Source organism: Vibrio sp. V09_P4A23P171 (assembly GCF_963875615.1).
Lineage (GTDB): Bacteria > Pseudomonadota > Gammaproteobacteria > Enterobacterales > Vibrionaceae > Vibrio > Vibrio anguillarum.
Genome location: NZ_CAWNMR010000004.1, coordinates 93804 through 110012, shown reverse-complemented (window position 1 = coordinate 110012; position 16209 = coordinate 93804). Strand labels below are relative to the sequence as shown.

Genomic DNA, 16209 nt, shown 5'->3' with positions numbered 1-16209 from the left:
CCGACAACGAGTTCCAGGCGCAAACCGATGCGCCGGGCCAGTACGGCACGTTCAGTGTGGATGCGAACGGCAAGTGGACCTACGTGCTGGATAACAGCAACGAGAAGGTCGACGCGTTGAACGAGAACCAGACTCTGACTGAAACCTTCACGGTGAAATCGGAAGACGGCACAGAGCAACAAGTGACCATCACCATCAATGGTGCGAACGATAAGGCAGACATCCAAGGCGCGGTGAGCGGCAGCGTGACCGAAGACGCGGCGGATAACACCGCGACGGGCACCTTGACCTCAAAAGACGTGGACAACACCGACAACGAGTTCCAGGCGCAAACCGATGCGCCGGGCCAGTACGGCACGTTCAGTGTGGATGCGAACGGCAAGTGGACCTACGTGCTGGATAACAGCAACGAGAAGGTCGACGCGTTGAACGAGAACCAGACTCTGACTGAAACCTTCACGGTGAAATCGGAAGACGGCACAGAGCAACAAGTGACCATCACCATCAATGGTGCGAACGATAAGGCAGACATCCAAGGCGCGGTGAGCGGCAGCGTGACCGAAGACGCGGCGGATAACACCGCGACGGGCACCTTGACCTCAAAAGACGTGGACAACACCGACAACGAGTTCCAGGCGCAAACCGATGCGCCGGGCCAGTACGGCACGTTCAGTGTGGATGCGAACGGCAAGTGGACCTACGTGCTGGATAACAGCAACGAGAAGGTCGACGCGTTGAACGAGAACCAGACTCTGACTGAAACCTTCACGGTGAAATCGGAAGACGGCACAGAGCAACAAGTGACCATCACCATCAATGGTGCGAACGATAAGGCAGACATCCAAGGCGCGGTGAGCGGCAGCGTGACCGAAGACGCGGCGGATAACACCGCGACGGGCACCTTGACCTCAAAAGACGTGGACAACACCGACAACGAGTTCCAGGCGCAAACCGATGCGCCGGGCCAGTACGGCACGTTCAGTGTGGATGCGAACGGCAAGTGGACCTACGTGCTGGATAACAGCAACGAGAAGGTCGACGCGTTGAACGAGAACCAGACTCTGACTGAAACCTTCACGGTGAAATCGGAAGACGGCACAGAGCAACAAGTGACCATCACCATCAATGGTGCGAACGATAAGGCAGACATCCAAGGCGCGGTGAGCGGCAGCGTGACCGAAGACGCGGCGGATAACACCGCGACGGGCACCTTGACCTCAAAAGACGTGGACAACACCGACAACGAGTTCCAGGCGCAAACCGATGCGCCGGGCCAGTACGGCACGTTCAGTGTGGATGCGAACGGCAAGTGGACCTACGTGCTGGATAACAGCAACGAGAAGGTCGACGCGTTGAACGAGAACCAGACTCTGACTGAAACCTTCACGGTGAAATCGGAAGACGGCACAGAGCAACAAGTGACCATCACCATCAATGGTGCGAACGATAAGGCAGACATCCAAGGCGCGGTGAGCGGCAGCGTGACCGAAGACGCGGCGGATAACACCGCGACGGGCACCTTGACCTCAAAAGACGTGGACAACACCGACAACGAGTTCCAGGCGCAAACCGATGCGCCGGGCCAGTACGGCACGTTCAGTGTGGATGCGAACGGCAAGTGGACCTACGTGCTGGATAACAGCAACGAGAAGGTCGACGCGTTGAACGAGAACCAGACTCTGACTGAAACCTTCACGGTGAAATCGGAAGACGGCACAGAGCACACCGTGACCGTGACCATCACGGGCACCAACGACGCGGCGATCATCGCAATCTCAAGCATTGCTCCTCTCTCCGAGGAAGGCTTATCTGGTGGACTTCAAGATGATATTGGATCCTCAGATGCAAGCGACGCAATTAAGGCATCTGGCACCATCACAATTGATGATGTAGATAGTGACTCCGTAGGGATCACTCTTTCGGGCCCGGAGGGCATCACGTCGGGAGGTATGGAAGTCGTTTGGGAATGGGATGCTCAAAATCACAAGCTGATAGGTTCTACATCTGGGAGTGATTCTAAATCCGTTATTGAAATCGAACTTACTGCTCCTAATGCAAGTGGCAAGGGCGAGTGGAACTATACGGTCACTTTACTCAGCCCTGTCGACCATCCAGATGGCTCCCAAGAAGATACACTGAGTTTAGATCTCGGCGTATTTGTTTCAGATGGGCAAGCCACAACGGAAAGCAAATTATCTATCATCATTGAAGACGATGCACCTAGCGACCATGCGATGGATCCAGTTGCTGCTACAGCAACTGACATCCCTGATGTGTTAACTGGCCAGTTTGATCTAACAAGTTACCGCGGTAATAGGACTACTATTGACGGTGGTCAATTTACTATTACTGCAAAAGGATTCTCTTCAGCTTTATCATCCACGTTAGTTAGTGCAAATATTAATGGTGACAGCGAAGGTATCGGCGTTAGTAGTAAGGATTCTCCGTACCATAACCTTGCTAATGAAGTTGATTTTCGTAAGTTTTCAGATGGCAGTTCTGCATCCGAAGAGTTGGTTATTAAACTCGATCCTAACACGGTAGCTTATGGTGCGAAAATTGAGTTCAGCAAAATGTTTGGCGGTGAAGGCGAAAGCGGGATTGTTGAGTTTTGGCGAGATGGAAAGCTGATTGCAACTCAAAGTTTTACCTCTGATGAAAACCGTGGAGATTACGCTAAAGACTTTTCTGTGCAACAGGGTGGTTTTGATACGATGGTTATCAAAGCTACTGATAATGGTCACTCGTTCAATCATAAAGATAATAGTGACTTTACCGTTAAAAATATCGAGTTTCTTGGTTCGGATGCGCCGCAGCCAATTGCTTATGGTTCTGGTGTCGTTGAACCGCAATGGGGGGCCGATGGTCGAGGGGCACTGCAATTAGTTGGCCTGGATGAATCTGCGACACTCAAAACGGTTACTGGCTCTGACATTACTGTTGGATTAGTAGGAGCAAATACTCTTACTGGTAAAGATGCAGAAGGGCATTTAGTCTTCAAACTCGAGTTTACACCGACAACGGGAAAATGGGAGTTTTACCAGTATCAAAATATACAATCGCCGTCAGGTGATGGAGATATTGATTTCCAAGTGAAAGTTACTGATGCCGATGGTGACAGTGCTGTGCTTGGTTTTGCGGTCAAGCCTGTGTCTCCACCGGTTATTGGTGAATTGACGCTCAATGTTTCTGAAGAAGGATTACAAGGCGGGATTGCGGATGACGCATCTATCACTGGTTCACAAGACACGACTAACCAGACCTCAGTGGAAGGGCAGCTTAATATTGCGAACACCTCTGAGCTTTCTATGGGGATTCCGGTTGGTACTTACACTTCTAATGGTGTAGCTATTACCTGGAACTTATCTTCGGATAAACAGAGACTGATTGGAACGGTTGCTGACAATAAAGTGGTCGAAATTACCGTAGATAACCAAGGCAAGGTGACTAGTCAGTTGCATGCTGTATTCGACCACACGAATAATGGTGGAGAAGATGAACTTGTGATTGATATCCCCATTGAAGCACAAAATTCAAGTGGTATTTCGAACACAAGTACAATCACCATTGTTATTGAGGATGATGCCCCTATCGCTAATATGGATGTTGCTTCAATCAATGTCTTGGCTGATTCATTTAATTTTAACGGTGTTTCTGCTGAGTGGAGCAATATTACAGGTGGTGCAAATATCAATATTTATGACTCGAGCGATGCTGACCCTGATTTAGACCAAGTACGCTGGGGAACGAGTGCAGGGTATGGGCAATCAGGGTATGGTTTTATTGATAACGATAGTGGACTGGCTGGAAACATAGCTCTCAATGAGCTAGTCCAACTAGGAACCTTTACTCACTATAACTACCCTATCTATGATTCGATTACGGGGGCAACACTAGATGTAACGTTTTCAGTAACCGATGCTTATGGTCGAGTAACGCCTGTGACGATTACGGTGAATTTTGCCCATAACGAAACACCAAATAATCAGTCTGATCCAAGGGATATCATTACTATTGAAAGTCAATCTGTGACTTTTGAATTTGAAGGTAAGATGTATACAGTTGAAGTCTTAGGTTTTGTTGATAAAAACGGTAATGTTATCAACTCGATAAAGACAGACGAAAATGCATCCAACCAGTTTGACTTGGTGGCAAAGATTGTTGAAGGAAGTGGTTACCATTTGCCAAGTGCTTTAGGTAATGTAATGCATAACGATTTGCACGGTGCCGATGGGTCATTGACGGTCATAGGGTGTGTGAATGGAGAAACATCAAGCAGTATTAATACCGGTGTTGGCACTAAGGTTATTGGTTTGTATGGCGAGCTGATTCTGATGGCTGATGGTAGCTATACTTATCAAGTGACTGAGGATGCCTCTAAGATCCCCCTCAACGCACAGGAAGTTTTTAGTTATACTGTGAGAGATAATGATGGTGATGCTGCCAATAGTACTTTAACGATTTCGGTCAACGCTGTAGATAAAAATGGTGTACCCGTAGGTTTACCATTGACGGTTGAAGGCAATGATTTAAATGACATGATAGTTATTAGAAATGGTGAAAACTCACAGCACCCAGATAGATTCGATGTTGCTTTTGGGGGTAATTTGTTAGGTACAGTACGTGATGTTCATGGCAATGAAAACCATATTCACGTCGGGCAAGGTTATAATAATGGCTCTCAAAACCAAACTGTTAGTGGTGGATCGGGGAACGATCATATTGAGACGGGCTCTGGAAATGACGTCATTTATGCAGGAATGACGGGATCTCATGGTTACAGTAGTGATGATGATTTGGAACTTTCTGCGTCTGAGATTGCCAATCATCACGTAATGACAGGCAATCTTTCTGGCACTGATTCAATGTTAGATAATGATGGTTTGTTATTATCGAACGATGTATCAAGCCGTAATGCTGACGTCGTTAATGGCGGTAGTGGCAATGATCGAATATTTGGTCAATCTGGCTCTGATATCCTTTTTGGTCATACTGGTGATGATTATATTGATGGTGGTTCTCACAACGATGGTTTGAGAGGTGGTGAAGGTAACGACACCCTTATTGGCGGCCTTGGTAGTGATATCTTAACGGGTGATAGTGGTGCAGACATATTCAAATGGGTTGAGATGGAAACCGCGACTGACCGCGTTACTGACTTCCATCGTTCGGAAGGGGATTCGTTAGATTTTTCCGATTTGTTTGAAGACATGACCAAAGATGAGATCACAGCATTGCTTGATGGACTGGGTGGTGTAGATCATCAAGGTGTTGCGGACGATGTATCTATCCGTGTTACAGGAAATGAACATGAATCGCACCTAACGATTGTCAAGTCGGGTCAAACATTGACCGTGGACTTTGATGGTGCGTCAGCTGCGGATATCACCAGTAGCTTGATGGATAATCTAAACCATTTAAAGGACTAAAATAACGACAACCGGAGCTTTATTAGAGCTCCGGTTTTTCTTGCTGCCTATAAAATACGGCTTACAACACCTTACAGGCGAACCCTTTTAGATAAAACCCTTCAGGGTAGGCTGAATCTGTTAAGTGGTCAGCGGCTTGCTCGAACCTTTCAACAAATTTAACGCTACGACCTGCATCGAGCGCCGCATCTGCAATGATTTTTTGGAAGAGATCGGTGCCCATAAGGCCAGAGCATGAATAGGTGAGTAAAGTGCCACCCGGTTTTAAAATTTGCATTGCCAACATATTGATGTCTTTATAACCGTTTGCACCGGAGATCAGGTTATTTTTACTCGATACGAACTTAGGTGGATCCATAATCACCACATCAAACAGCGTTCCTTGATCACGGTATTCTCGCAATAATTTGAAAACATCGGCATTTAAAAATACAGCGCGTTTTTTGGAGATATCGAATTGATTGATCTCTGCATTGTATTTGGCGGTATCTAATGCAGGTTGTGAGACGTCGGCATTAATTACACGTTTGGCACCGCCTTTAAGAGCATACAAACCGAAGCCTCCGGTATAACAAAAACAGTTAAGGACATCTTTATCCTTCACATATTTTATTGATTTCTGGCGGCTGTCACGTTGGTCTAGGTAAAAGCCTGTTTTGTGTCCACCAACAATATCGACGCTAATTTTTACGCCATTTTCTTCGATAATGACTGATTTTGGCGGCTCATCGCCATGCAGCACGCCCATGCGCTCTTCCAAACCTTCTTTTTTACGAACGGCAACATCTGAACGTTCGTAAACATGGCACTCTGGGAAAACGATTGTCAGCGCTTTAACAATATTTGTTTTATGGTATTCAGCCCCTGCGCTAAGCAGTTGGCATACTAGATAATCTTGATACTTATCGATAGTAATACCGGGCAACCCATCTGATTCTGCTGCAATCAGCCTAAAGCCTGTAAGACCATCTCGTTCAATAATCTCCTGGCGAACTAACAGTGCATCTTCGAGCCGTTTCACAAAAAAATCGACATTGATCTCCTGCTTCTCAAAGCTCCAAACGCGAGCTCGAATTTGAGAAGTAGGGGAATAGGCTGCTTTTGCTAACCACTGATTATCATGAGTATAAACGTCGACGGTCTCTCCAAGGCTAGGCTCACCTTCTACCTTGCTGATCCCTCGGGAAAAGACCCATGGATGTTTACGGCGCAAAGATTTTTCACGGCCTTTGACTAGATAGATTGCAGCTGTCATACATTACTCGATGAATATTCAAAATGGGGGCGTATTTTCATAGAAAAGGTAATGGAAAGCAAACAAAGAGCGAGCGTCATACGTAAATAAAGGAAATTGTTTGGAGAGAGTGTCTATGGGATGTACATCAAATTAACCCATTGTCATTTCTTTCATTATAGTGAACGACGCATTTTAGTAGATAAATGATTGAGTATTTAAACATAGAGAGAGATCCAAATGGCTCAACAGTGCGACAAGTTTATCGTGACAGGCAGGGTCCAAGGGGTTGGTTTTCGTTATCACACCGCTCATCAAGGACTAAAGCTAGGCTTAACAGGCTATGCTAAAAATTTACATAACGGCGAGGTTGAAGTCATCGCCATTGGGAATAGTGAAAATTTGGAGCAGTTTTATCAGTGGCTTCAACAAGGCCCCAAAACGGCGAAAGTAATGTCGGTGTCGCGTGAATCACTTCTTTCTTATACTGAAAAATATAGCGGATTCGAAATACTTTAAAAGTAGCACCGCTTTGTGCTTTGTATGGTTAAGTTGCTTGGAGCTTAGTTTCGCACTACAAGCATTTGGCAGGTTTTGGTAACCCAGCAAGTTTAGTTGCTTGTTTGGCAGGGCCTTTTTTAAAGAGTTTGAACAGATATTTACTATTGCCTTTTTCCGGACCATGCGCTTTTTCCATCGCTTTGACTAACATACGCACTGCGGGTGAAGTATTAAACTCTTCATAAAAGTGGCGCACGAACCAAATGACTTCTAGATGAGCGTCTGTTAACTCGATATCTTCCTGACTGGCCAGTGTCTGGATCATTCCTTCTTCCCATTGGGTATGGTCTAGGAGGTAACCCTGAGCATCAGTTTCGACGGTTTTACCATTGTATTCAAACATCTTTATTACTCGATTAAAAATCCGCGTTTAGGGTAGCGTAGTGAATGTGTGATCTCAACTGTTTAGAAAGCAAAAAGCCCGCAAGCTGTGGCTTGCGGGCTCGTTTGGACAAAATGTCGACGTAAATTAGTCGTCGTTCATAATGCCTAAAATAGCCAATAAGCTTGTGAACAAGTTCAGAATATTTAGATACATTGAGATGGTAGCACTAATGTAGTTTGTCTCTTCACCTCGTACGATACGGCTTGTGTCAAATAGGATAAAACCAGAAAACACGAGCGCCGCGATGCTGCTGATCGCAAGTTGGCCAACGGTAGAGCCAACAAAAATATTAATAATTGCTGCAACGATGACAATAATTAGGCCTGCCATTAAAAAACTTCTTATGAACGAAAAGTCTTTTTTAGTCGTAATGGTATAAGCTGATAAGCCCATAAAAACAAGGCCAGTAAGGCCGAGTGCCTGAGCAATAATGCTAGAGCCATTCGGGATTGCAGCATAGTGATTAAGCATAGGACCCAGAGCACCACCCATTAATGTGGTGAACACAAATGTCCACACTATACCAGAAGAGGAATTAATGGCTTTAGGCATCACGAAGAACAGGATACCAATTGCTCCCAACTGCATAGCGAGTGCCATGAATGGTGAAATTTGCATTGCCATTGTTGCCATCGCAGCAATAGCACTAGTGATAAGAGTCATTGAAAGCAAGAAGTAAGTATTCTTCAACACTTTATTGGTTTGTAGTGTGCTCTCTAAGCTAGCTGAGCGAGTAAACATTGGGCTGTTCATAATCTTCCTCGTAAGGGTTTATGTTTGTATGTACATTTATGGGGCTGAATGAGCTAAAAATCAAGCCCTGTGTCGTATTTGTCTTGTACAAATTTTAATAAAAATAGTCACTTAGATGTTAAAGAATGTGTAACACCATGTGTCTATGCTCATAAACAAAAAGAGAGGTGATGTTCACCTCTCTCTTTGTTGGTCGTTAATCTATTAATGATGGAGAATTTGAGAGAGAAAATTGCGCGTTCTATCGGATTGAGGATTTTCAAAAAATTCAACAGGGTTATTTTCTTCAATGATCTCACCAGCATCCATGAAAATAACGCGATCGGCCACTTCTTTAGCAAAGCCCATCTCATGGGTAACACAAAGCATCGTCATGCCTTCTCCTGCGAGTTCAACCATAACATCTAATACTTCCCGTACCATTTCCGGGTCAAGTGCAGATGTTGGTTCATCAAATAACATAATCTGTGGGTTCATGCACAATGAGCGTGCAATCGCAACTCGTTGCTGCTGACCGCCAGAAAGTTGACCGGGATATTTGTCTGCTTGATCAGGAATCTTTACGCGTTCCAAGTACTTCATCGCAACCGCTTCAGCTTCTCCTTTAGGCATCTTTTTTACCCAAATTGGAGCGAGTGTACAGTTTTCTAACACGGTTAAATGTGGAAAAAGATTGAAATGTTGGAAGCACATACCGACCTCGCGTCGCACGGCTTCGATATTTTTAAGATCTTCCGTCAGTTCGTTTCCCGCGACGACGATTTGTCCTTTTTGGTGCTCTTCCAAGCGGTTAATACAGCGAATCATGGTCGATTTTCCTGAGCCTGAAGGGCCACAAATAACGATCTTTTCGCCTTTTTTAACGGTAAGATTGATATTCTTTAGTACATGAAATTCACCGTACCATTTATTCATATCATTAATCTGAATCATGATTTCTTCAGAAGGTGCGAGGTTGCGTTGCTGCGTCATAATACGTCCTTGATTTGTAGTTATCGTTTGTGACCAGTATGGAGTTTGTTTTCAAGCCATATCGAATATCTAGACATAGAAAAGCAGAACACCCAGAACACTAACGCGACAAATATATAACTTTCAGTAGAAAAGCCTAACCAATCCGGATCGGTATTGGCAGCTTGTCCAATACCGAGCACGTCAAACATCCCGATAATGAGTACTAAGCTGGTATCTTTAAATAGGCCAATGAAGGTATTAACGATAGATGGGATCGTGATCTTCAGTGCTTGCGGCAAAATAATCAAACCGACTTTTTTCCAGTAACTTAAACCTAACGCATCGGCGGCTTCGTATTGACCTTTAGGTATCGCTTGTAAACCACCACGAACCACTTCTGCCATATAAGCCGAACTGAACATGACCACCCCAATCAATGCTCTAACCAATTTATCCGTTTCCGAGCCTTGTGAGAGGAACAGAGGCAGCATAACGGATGCCATAAACAAAACTGTAATCAGTGGCACACCTCTCCAAACCTCGATGTAAACGGTACATAGGCTGCGAATAATGGGCATCTCGGAACGTCGGCCCAACGCCAGTACAACGCCAATCGGTAACGAAACAACAATCCCAACTAAGGCAATAATCAGCGTAACTAATAAGCCTCCCCACTTATGCGTTTCAACCACTTCTAGGCCGAAAAAGCCTCCATAGAGTAACGCCGCGATAAGAAATGGGTAGATGTTGACAAAAAACAACCAAATCCACGTTTTTTTCGGTGTATTTTCATAGGCGAGCAACGCACTAAAAATAGCAAGAGTGAAATAGAAGAGGCGAGGTCGCCATAGCTCAGCTTCTGGATAAAATCCATACATAAACTGATCCCAGCGTACGCTAATAAACACCCAACACGCCCCCTCACGAGTGCAATCACTACGTTGTGTACCTACCCAATCTGCATTAATAATCGCCCAATCGACAGTATGCCAAACAAGCCAGAAGGCGAAATACCCTAAGATCAGTGTAACGATGGAATTGAGTGCGTTATTAAAAAGATTTTTGCGCAGCCACCCAATGAAGCCAACGGTATTGGCTGGCGGTGGCAAGTTAGGTTGAAACTGATGTACTTTCATCTTATCTCTCCACCAAAGCAACTTTACGGTTATAGATATTCATTAATGCCGATGTCGTCAAACTGAGAGTGAGGTAAACACCCATAGTCATCGCAATAATTTCAATCGCTTGACCCGTTTGATTGAGCGTTGTGCCGGCAAAAACAGAAACCAAATCAGGGTAGCCAATCGCCATCGCTAATGATGAGTTTTTGGTTAAGTTCAGATATTGGCTGGTGAGTGGCGGAATGATGATGCGCAGCGCTTGAGGAATGACCACGAGTTTTAATGTTTTTGAACGAGATAATCCTAATGACATTGCTGCTTCGGATTGACCATGGCTCACCGCATTAATGCCAGAACGGACAATTTCGGCAATAAATGCGGCCGTATAAATACTTAGTGCAATCAGCAGTGCGGCTAACTCAGGGATAATACTGATGCCACCTTGGAAGTTGAACCCTTGCAGTTGTGGATACTCTGCTGACACTGGACGGCCCATAGCAAAGTACACAATGACAGGAAGTAGAATGCACAAGATAGCCGCAATTCTACCCATAGGCGTCTGCTGACCTGTTAAACGCTGTTTGTTTCGAGCCCAAATGCCAATAATTAAGGTGGTTAGTAAGCCAGCAAGAAAGGCAATAAAGATAAATGTGCTGCCACTTTCGAAAATGGGAGCGGGGAAGAACAGACCACGTACATTGAGAAAAATAGAATCCCCTAACTGCATGCTTTGCCTAGGCGATGGTAGAGCCTGTAACACGGCAAAATACCAAAAGAAAATTTGCAGTAATAAAGGAATATTACGGAAGATTTCTATATACACAGCAGCAAGTCGACTGACTAACCAGTTGGAAGAGAGACGAGCAATACCGATAAAGAAACCTAAAAGGGTGGCAAATACAACGCCTAAAAAAGAAACTAGCGCGGTATTGAGTAAACCTATGATAAAAGTTCGCCCATAACTAAAGGTTTCATTGTATTCGATCAAAGTAAGGCCAATCCCAAAGCCAGCTTCTTGATCTAGGAAGTCAAACCCCGTGGCAATGCCTCGAGAACTTAAGTTAGAAAGTGCATTGGTCACAATGGTGTAAAAGAAAAAAACCAGAACGAGAACAGCAATAATTTGAAAGGCGACTGAACGAAAAGTAGGATTGTAGAACAAATTTGCGCTTTTAGCCGAGGGAGCTCCTGAGCTAGCCGCAATAGTTTTAGTAGGTTTCATACAACTATAACCTCAAATCCATTTTTCCAAAAAGGCGGTTAAAACCGCCTATTTGGGATTGTGTGACTATTAACGAAGTGGTGGAGCGTACATAAAGCCGCCAGCATTCCACAACGCATTTGCACCTCGTGCGATTTGTAGTGGAGAACCTTTACCTACAGTGCGTTCAAAACTTTCACCATAGTTACCGACTTGTTTTACAATTTGGTATCCCCAATCATCGCGAATGCCCAAACCTTTACCTTTAGGACCATCCAGGCCAAGTATGCGTTTGATATTAGGATCGCTAGATTTAAGCATTTCATCTGCATTTTTTGAGGTAATACCGTACTCTTCTGCGTTAACCATCGCATTGAGAGTCCATTTCGCCACGTTAAACCACTTGTCATCATCTTGACGAACAACGGGCCCAAGTGGTTCTTTAGAAATGATTTCAGGTAATACAACCGCGACGTTAGGATCAGTTAAGTTCAAACGTAGCGCATACAAACCAGATTGGTCGGTTGTTAGAGCATCGCAACGGCCCGCGTCAAAACCTTTTGAGGTTTGCGCTGCTGTATCGAATACCACAGGTTTGTATTTCATGCCCGTGTTGCGGAAGTAGTCCGCCAAGTTCAGCTCAGTAGTTGTACCGGATTGGACACAAACCGATGCCCCATCAAGCTCTTTTGCACTTTTCACTCCTAGGTCTTTTTTCACCATGAACCCTTGACCGTCATAATAGTTTACGCCGACAAAATTAAGGCCGAGTGCTGCGTCGCGTTGGAGCGTCCAGGTTGTATTGCGCGAAAGAACATCGATTTCACCTGATTGTAGGGCGGTAAACCGTTCTTTTGCTGTGAGTGGAACATATTTTACTTTCGATTTGTCACCAAGAACTGCTGCGGCAAGTGCCTGGCAATATTCAACATCAATGCCTTCCCATTCCCCTTTTGAGTTCGGGTTGGAAAAGCCTGGTAGACCAGTGCTCACACCACAAGTAATAAAACCTTGCGAAAGTACTTTATCTAAAGTGCTATCTGCTGCTGAAGCTGTCGTCGCCATCATGGCAGTAGAAGCTGCTACAACAGAAGCAAGAACAGTGAGTTTATTCGCCATTTGTATCCTTCCTGTATGATCCATGTTAAACCAGGTGACACCTGATACAACGTACTAAAAATGTTGTTGTGTAGCTTTCCAAGTTGTATTTGCATGCAATCGCACATTTACAAATCAACCGTTTATAAGCGTAGGTAATGATTTGTATTTTCTCAAATTAGTAATTTGAAAGATTTTTGATTAGATTCACAAACCTAAGCTGCAGCTAGAATGAACAAATGTTGCAAGATTGTAAATAGTGCAACCATGTTCAATAGTGGGGCAACAGAATAGAAGCAGTATATTTCTCTTTTAACGTAAAATTAACAATTGTGTCATTAGTGTGTTGTCAGGATTTTCAACTGTCTAATGGCGAAAATTTGGTTGATAATTATTTGGCTGCATTTAATTAGTGTCGCAGATGCCCTATTTTTGGTAGCATCAAGCGAATAGTTATCTAGATTATTCATGGAATGAAATGCAGTATTTTCCTCTGTTTTTGAATTTATTGGGCAAACCAGTGCTGGTTGTGGGTGGGGGCGAAGTCGCCTGTCGAAAAGTAGAAGCATTGATTCGAGCTGGGGCTCAAGTCACCGTCGTATCACCTAAGATTGAACGTTATCTTTTGGAACTGGTAGAGCAGAATCGTTGCCAATGGGTTCAAAATTTTTATTCATCAGAACTATTAACGAAAGAATACTGGCAGGTATGGGCCACAACGGATAATCCGTCGCTTAACCACCAAGTGCATAAAGATGCAAGAAAGACAGGTGTTTTGGTCAATGTTGTCGATGATCAACCATACTGTGATTTTATCACGCCATCGATAGTCAACCGTGGGCGAATTCAGATCGCAATATCCAGTGGTGGTGCATCACCAGTGTTGGTGAGAAATATCCGAGAAACATTGGAAGCAGTTCTTCCGCAAAATCTCTCGTTGCTTGCTGATTTCGCTGCCTCCAAGAGAAATTCAATTAAACAATCACTCAATTCTGTCAGTGCTAGAAGAAAGTTTTGGGAAGCCTTTTTAAGTGATTCCAAAACAGAAAATGCAGTAAGCCGTGAAGAATTAGAGCGTTTATACCAACAAGCTCTCTTAGTGCCTATAGAAGAATCAGCACAATGTACATGGATAAGCTGTGGCGATGATGTTGAAATGCTGCCGATCAAAGCGCTACGTTACATGCAAAGGGCAGAGGTGGTTTTTTATGAACAACATTCTCCTTTTGAATTGATTGATCTTGTTCGCCGTGATGCTGAAAGGGAAAGTTTTAAGAATGCCGCGCAACTTGCAGAAAAGCTTGAGCAAGCAAAGTCTGATCGCAAAAGAATATGTATTTTGTTACCTAGAAACAGAGCAGAGTACGCTTTGCTTGTGGGGAAAGACTTAATGTTGTAAAAATAGTGCCATAGGTTATTGTTTTATCGGATTATGTTGCAGACCGAGCCTGATAAAACGAAGATGACTCAAAACTGAAGAGCTTATGTACTATGTATAAATCGATGCCACGTTCGTTCAAATCCTTCCTTGTGGTTAGCATTGTGAGTTTGGTTTCTATTTTTATGTCGTTACAATGTCACTCAAAGTTGCAAGAAGCTGAGTTCTGTGCAGATGATTATTTGAGCTGTAATATTAATAAAAGCGATGCCTCATTTCTCAATTTATATTATGATTCTTTTGAGCGTCCTGAAGTTATCAAAAGCTCTTTTACGGATTGGCGACAGTGGTGGTCACCTCAGGCAAAAGCTCTCTATATATTTTCACAAAATAATTTAATACAATTTGCGGGAATTACTCCTCTAGTTACTGAGGAAGCATTGGCTATTGGTCGTCAATACAATATAGACTGGATTATTGCGGAGGCTTATTTTTATGAAGCACAGGAATTATATTCATCACAACAATTAATTCAATCTGAATCCTTACTCAATGATGTTCTAGAGATGGTTGAGCGTATTGGATATAATGGGTTGAAAGGGCGAGTTTATAATTTATTGGGTAATATTTCATTTGATCAAACCAACTTAAAGAAAGCCTTAAAATATTATCAAATTGCTTATCAATTATTTGATAGGAATAAATATGCTATACAAATGTGCATAATTCTAAACAATATATCGACTGTGTATATTCATACGGAGGATTGGAAAAACGCTGATATATATAGTAAGAGATCTTTGAAAGTATACCAGAATCATAATTTCTCTAACTCACTCACCGAAGCTATTTTATATACTAATGCCAGTGTGATAGATACAGCGTTAGGACGTGAAGAATCTCAGCAGCGCAATGTTGAACTTGCTTTTGATAGAGCGATGAAAACAGGTTCTAAACAGTTGCAGTTTAAGACTATGGTTAACTTAGCCGATAATTTATTAAATCAAGGTGAGACAGAAGATGCCTTAGATATTATGATTCGATGTTTATCTCTTGCTAGGGAAGAGTCTAATCCCTTATTTACCGCATACTGTCAAGAGAGTTTAGCGGAAGTCTATCTTGCAAAAACTCAGTTAGAATTGGCCATCTTGAGCGCCAAAGAAGCGGTAGGAATTTATACAGATCACAATAATGTGCCAAGAATAATATATGCTACTGATATTCTTTCAAGAATTTATGAGCAGAAAGGTCGATATGATGAAGCATTGTTTGAATATAAGAAAATGGCAACATTAGAAAAAAAACTTATCCTTCAGTCTAGAGAAAAAGAGGCATTGAGTCTAAAAAATCAATTTGACAGAAAACTCGACGAACAAGAATTATTGCTATTAAGTGCTAAGAACGATATACAGAAGCTACAGATACAAGCTCAGGAATTTAGGGAATGGTTGTATTTTTTGTTATTTATTATTATTAGCTTTGTATCTTTAATTAGTTATCGAAAGTATAAAAAATTTAAAATCAAACACTCAACTTTACAGCAGGATCATGCAAAGTTAGAAGTTGAATCTACACATGACCCACTCACGGATTTGTATAACCGAAGATATCTTGATACTTGGTTTTCTTATCAGGAAGAAACAACTAATAATAAACCACATTTATTAGCCATAATTGATGTCGACTATTTCAAAAAAATAAATGATCAGTATGGTCATGAGGCGGGGGATGAAGTGTTAAGGGCATTATCTACCATTCTGAAACAGCAGCTTCGACCTGAAGATCTACTTATGAGGTGGGGAGGTGAAGAGTTTGTGATGATCATTAGTACACCAGAAGCTCATATTAAAGAAGTCTTGGAGAGAATTCGTGCTCAAGTCGAACAAACATCATTTTACTGGGCAGGGCAGCGGGTTCCTGTAACTGTTTCCATTGGAGCAATTGCTGAGAAGTCGGTGTCTAAGTTGGCGTTGTCGTGGCAGAGTGCAATGGAGAGTGCAGACCAAGCGTTATACCAAGCGAAGTCAGAAGGAAGGAATCGATTCATTGTAAATGATAGTTATCAGTGATTGAAAAGCCACCTAGTGAGGTGGCT

General features: G+C 43.3%; 11 protein-coding genes. 4 read left to right on the top strand and 7 right to left on the bottom strand.

What is annotated here, in order from left to right; genetic code table 11:
- Window positions 1-5429: VCBS domain-containing protein (locus AACT23_RS02170; RefSeq protein ID WP_094127664.1), on the top strand; the 5429-nt coding region annotated here is incomplete at its 5' end.
- 61 nt (window positions 5430-5490) lie between these two features.
- On the opposite strand, the gene AACT23_RS02165 is transcribed toward AACT23_RS02170, so the two are convergent.
- Window positions 5491-6684: a class I SAM-dependent methyltransferase gene (locus tag AACT23_RS02165; RefSeq protein WP_047689509.1), complete on the bottom strand. Its 1194-nt coding sequence runs from the start codon at window positions 6682-6684 to the stop codon at window positions 5491-5493.
- 219 nt (window positions 6685-6903) lie between these two features.
- Between AACT23_RS02165 and yccX the strand changes: the two genes are divergently transcribed.
- Entirely contained in the window at window positions 6904-7182 is a 279-nt protein-coding gene (gene yccX / locus AACT23_RS02160; RefSeq protein WP_029388310.1) for an acylphosphatase, read from the top strand.
- Between the two features lie 55 nt (window positions 7183-7237).
- Here yccX and AACT23_RS02155 read toward each other — a convergent pair whose 3' ends face one another.
- The 6 genes from AACT23_RS02155 to AACT23_RS02130 all read right to left on the bottom strand — a co-directional run bounded on the left by AACT23_RS02155 (window position 7238) and on the right by AACT23_RS02130 (window position 12757).
- A complete protein-coding gene (locus tag AACT23_RS02155) occupies window positions 7238-7567 on the bottom strand; it encodes a TusE/DsrC/DsvC family sulfur relay protein (RefSeq protein ID WP_047689503.1) in 330 nt (109 codons plus the stop codon).
- A gap of 126 nt (window positions 7568-7693) precedes the next feature.
- Window positions 7694-8362: a Bax inhibitor-1 family protein gene (locus AACT23_RS02150; RefSeq protein WP_094127661.1), complete on the bottom strand. Its 669-nt coding sequence runs from the start codon at window positions 8360-8362 to the stop codon at window positions 7694-7696.
- 204 nt (window positions 8363-8566) lie between these two features.
- Window positions 8567-9334 (bottom strand): amino acid ABC transporter ATP-binding protein, encoded by a 768-nt coding sequence (locus AACT23_RS02145; RefSeq protein WP_013856933.1) that lies wholly within the window; start codon window positions 9332-9334, stop codon window positions 8567-8569.
- Window positions 9335-9354: 20 nt separating this feature from the next.
- Window positions 9355-10452: an amino acid ABC transporter permease gene (locus AACT23_RS02140; RefSeq protein ID WP_026028006.1), complete on the bottom strand. Its 1098-nt coding sequence runs from the start codon at window positions 10450-10452 to the stop codon at window positions 9355-9357.
- A 1-nt stretch (window position 10453) separates the two neighbouring features.
- Entirely contained in the window at window positions 10454-11659 is a 1206-nt protein-coding gene (locus AACT23_RS02135; RefSeq protein WP_017044681.1) for an amino acid ABC transporter permease, read from the bottom strand.
- Window positions 11660-11728: 69 nt separating this feature from the next.
- A complete protein-coding gene (locus AACT23_RS02130) occupies window positions 11729-12757 on the bottom strand; it encodes an amino acid ABC transporter substrate-binding protein (protein WP_026027113.1) in 1029 nt (342 codons plus the stop codon).
- A gap of 457 nt (window positions 12758-13214) precedes the next feature.
- Here AACT23_RS02130 and AACT23_RS02125 point away from each other — a divergent pair, with 457 nt between their 5' ends.
- On the top strand, window positions 13215-14135 hold the full coding sequence (locus tag AACT23_RS02125; protein WP_094127658.1) for a precorrin-2 dehydrogenase/sirohydrochlorin ferrochelatase family protein: 921 nt from the start codon (window positions 13215-13217) through the stop codon (window positions 14133-14135).
- Window positions 14136-14227: 92 nt separating this feature from the next.
- Window positions 14228-16183: a tetratricopeptide repeat-containing diguanylate cyclase gene (locus AACT23_RS02120; RefSeq protein ID WP_017044683.1), complete on the top strand. Its 1956-nt coding sequence runs from the start codon at window positions 14228-14230 to the stop codon at window positions 16181-16183.
- The last annotated feature ends 26 nt before the right edge of the window (window positions 16184-16209 follow it).

Excerpts from the sequence above, each read along its gene's own strand:
- AACT23_RS02140 (WP_026028006.1), bottom strand. The coding sequence starts at position 10,452 with ATGAAAGTACATCAGTTTCAACCTAACTTGCCACCGCCAGCCAATACC.
- AACT23_RS02125 (WP_094127658.1), top strand. The coding sequence starts at position 13,215 with ATGCAGTATTTTCCTCTGTTTTTGAATTTATTGGGCAAACCAGTGCTG.
- yccX (WP_029388310.1), top strand. The coding sequence starts at position 6,904 with ATGGCTCAACAGTGCGACAAGTTTATCGTGACAGGCAGGGTCCAAGGG.
- AACT23_RS02145 (WP_013856933.1), bottom strand. The coding sequence starts at position 9,334 with ATGACGCAGCAACGCAACCTCGCACCTTCTGAAGAAATCATGATTCAG.
- AACT23_RS02135 (WP_017044681.1), bottom strand. The coding sequence starts at position 11,659 with ATGAAACCTACTAAAACTATTGCGGCTAGCTCAGGAGCTCCCTCGGCT.
- AACT23_RS02130 (WP_026027113.1), bottom strand. The coding sequence starts at position 12,757 with ATGGCGAATAAACTCACTGTTCTTGCTTCTGTTGTAGCAGCTTCTACT.
- AACT23_RS02120 (WP_017044683.1), top strand. The coding sequence starts at position 14,228 with ATGTATAAATCGATGCCACGTTCGTTCAAATCCTTCCTTGTGGTTAGC.
- AACT23_RS02150 (WP_094127661.1), bottom strand. The coding sequence starts at position 8,362 with ATGAACAGCCCAATGTTTACTCGCTCAGCTAGCTTAGAGAGCACACTA.
- AACT23_RS02155 (WP_047689503.1), bottom strand. The coding sequence starts at position 7,567 with ATGTTTGAATACAATGGTAAAACCGTCGAAACTGATGCTCAGGGTTAC.
- AACT23_RS02165 (WP_047689509.1), bottom strand. The coding sequence starts at position 6,684 with ATGACAGCTGCAATCTATCTAGTCAAAGGCCGTGAAAAATCTTTGCGC.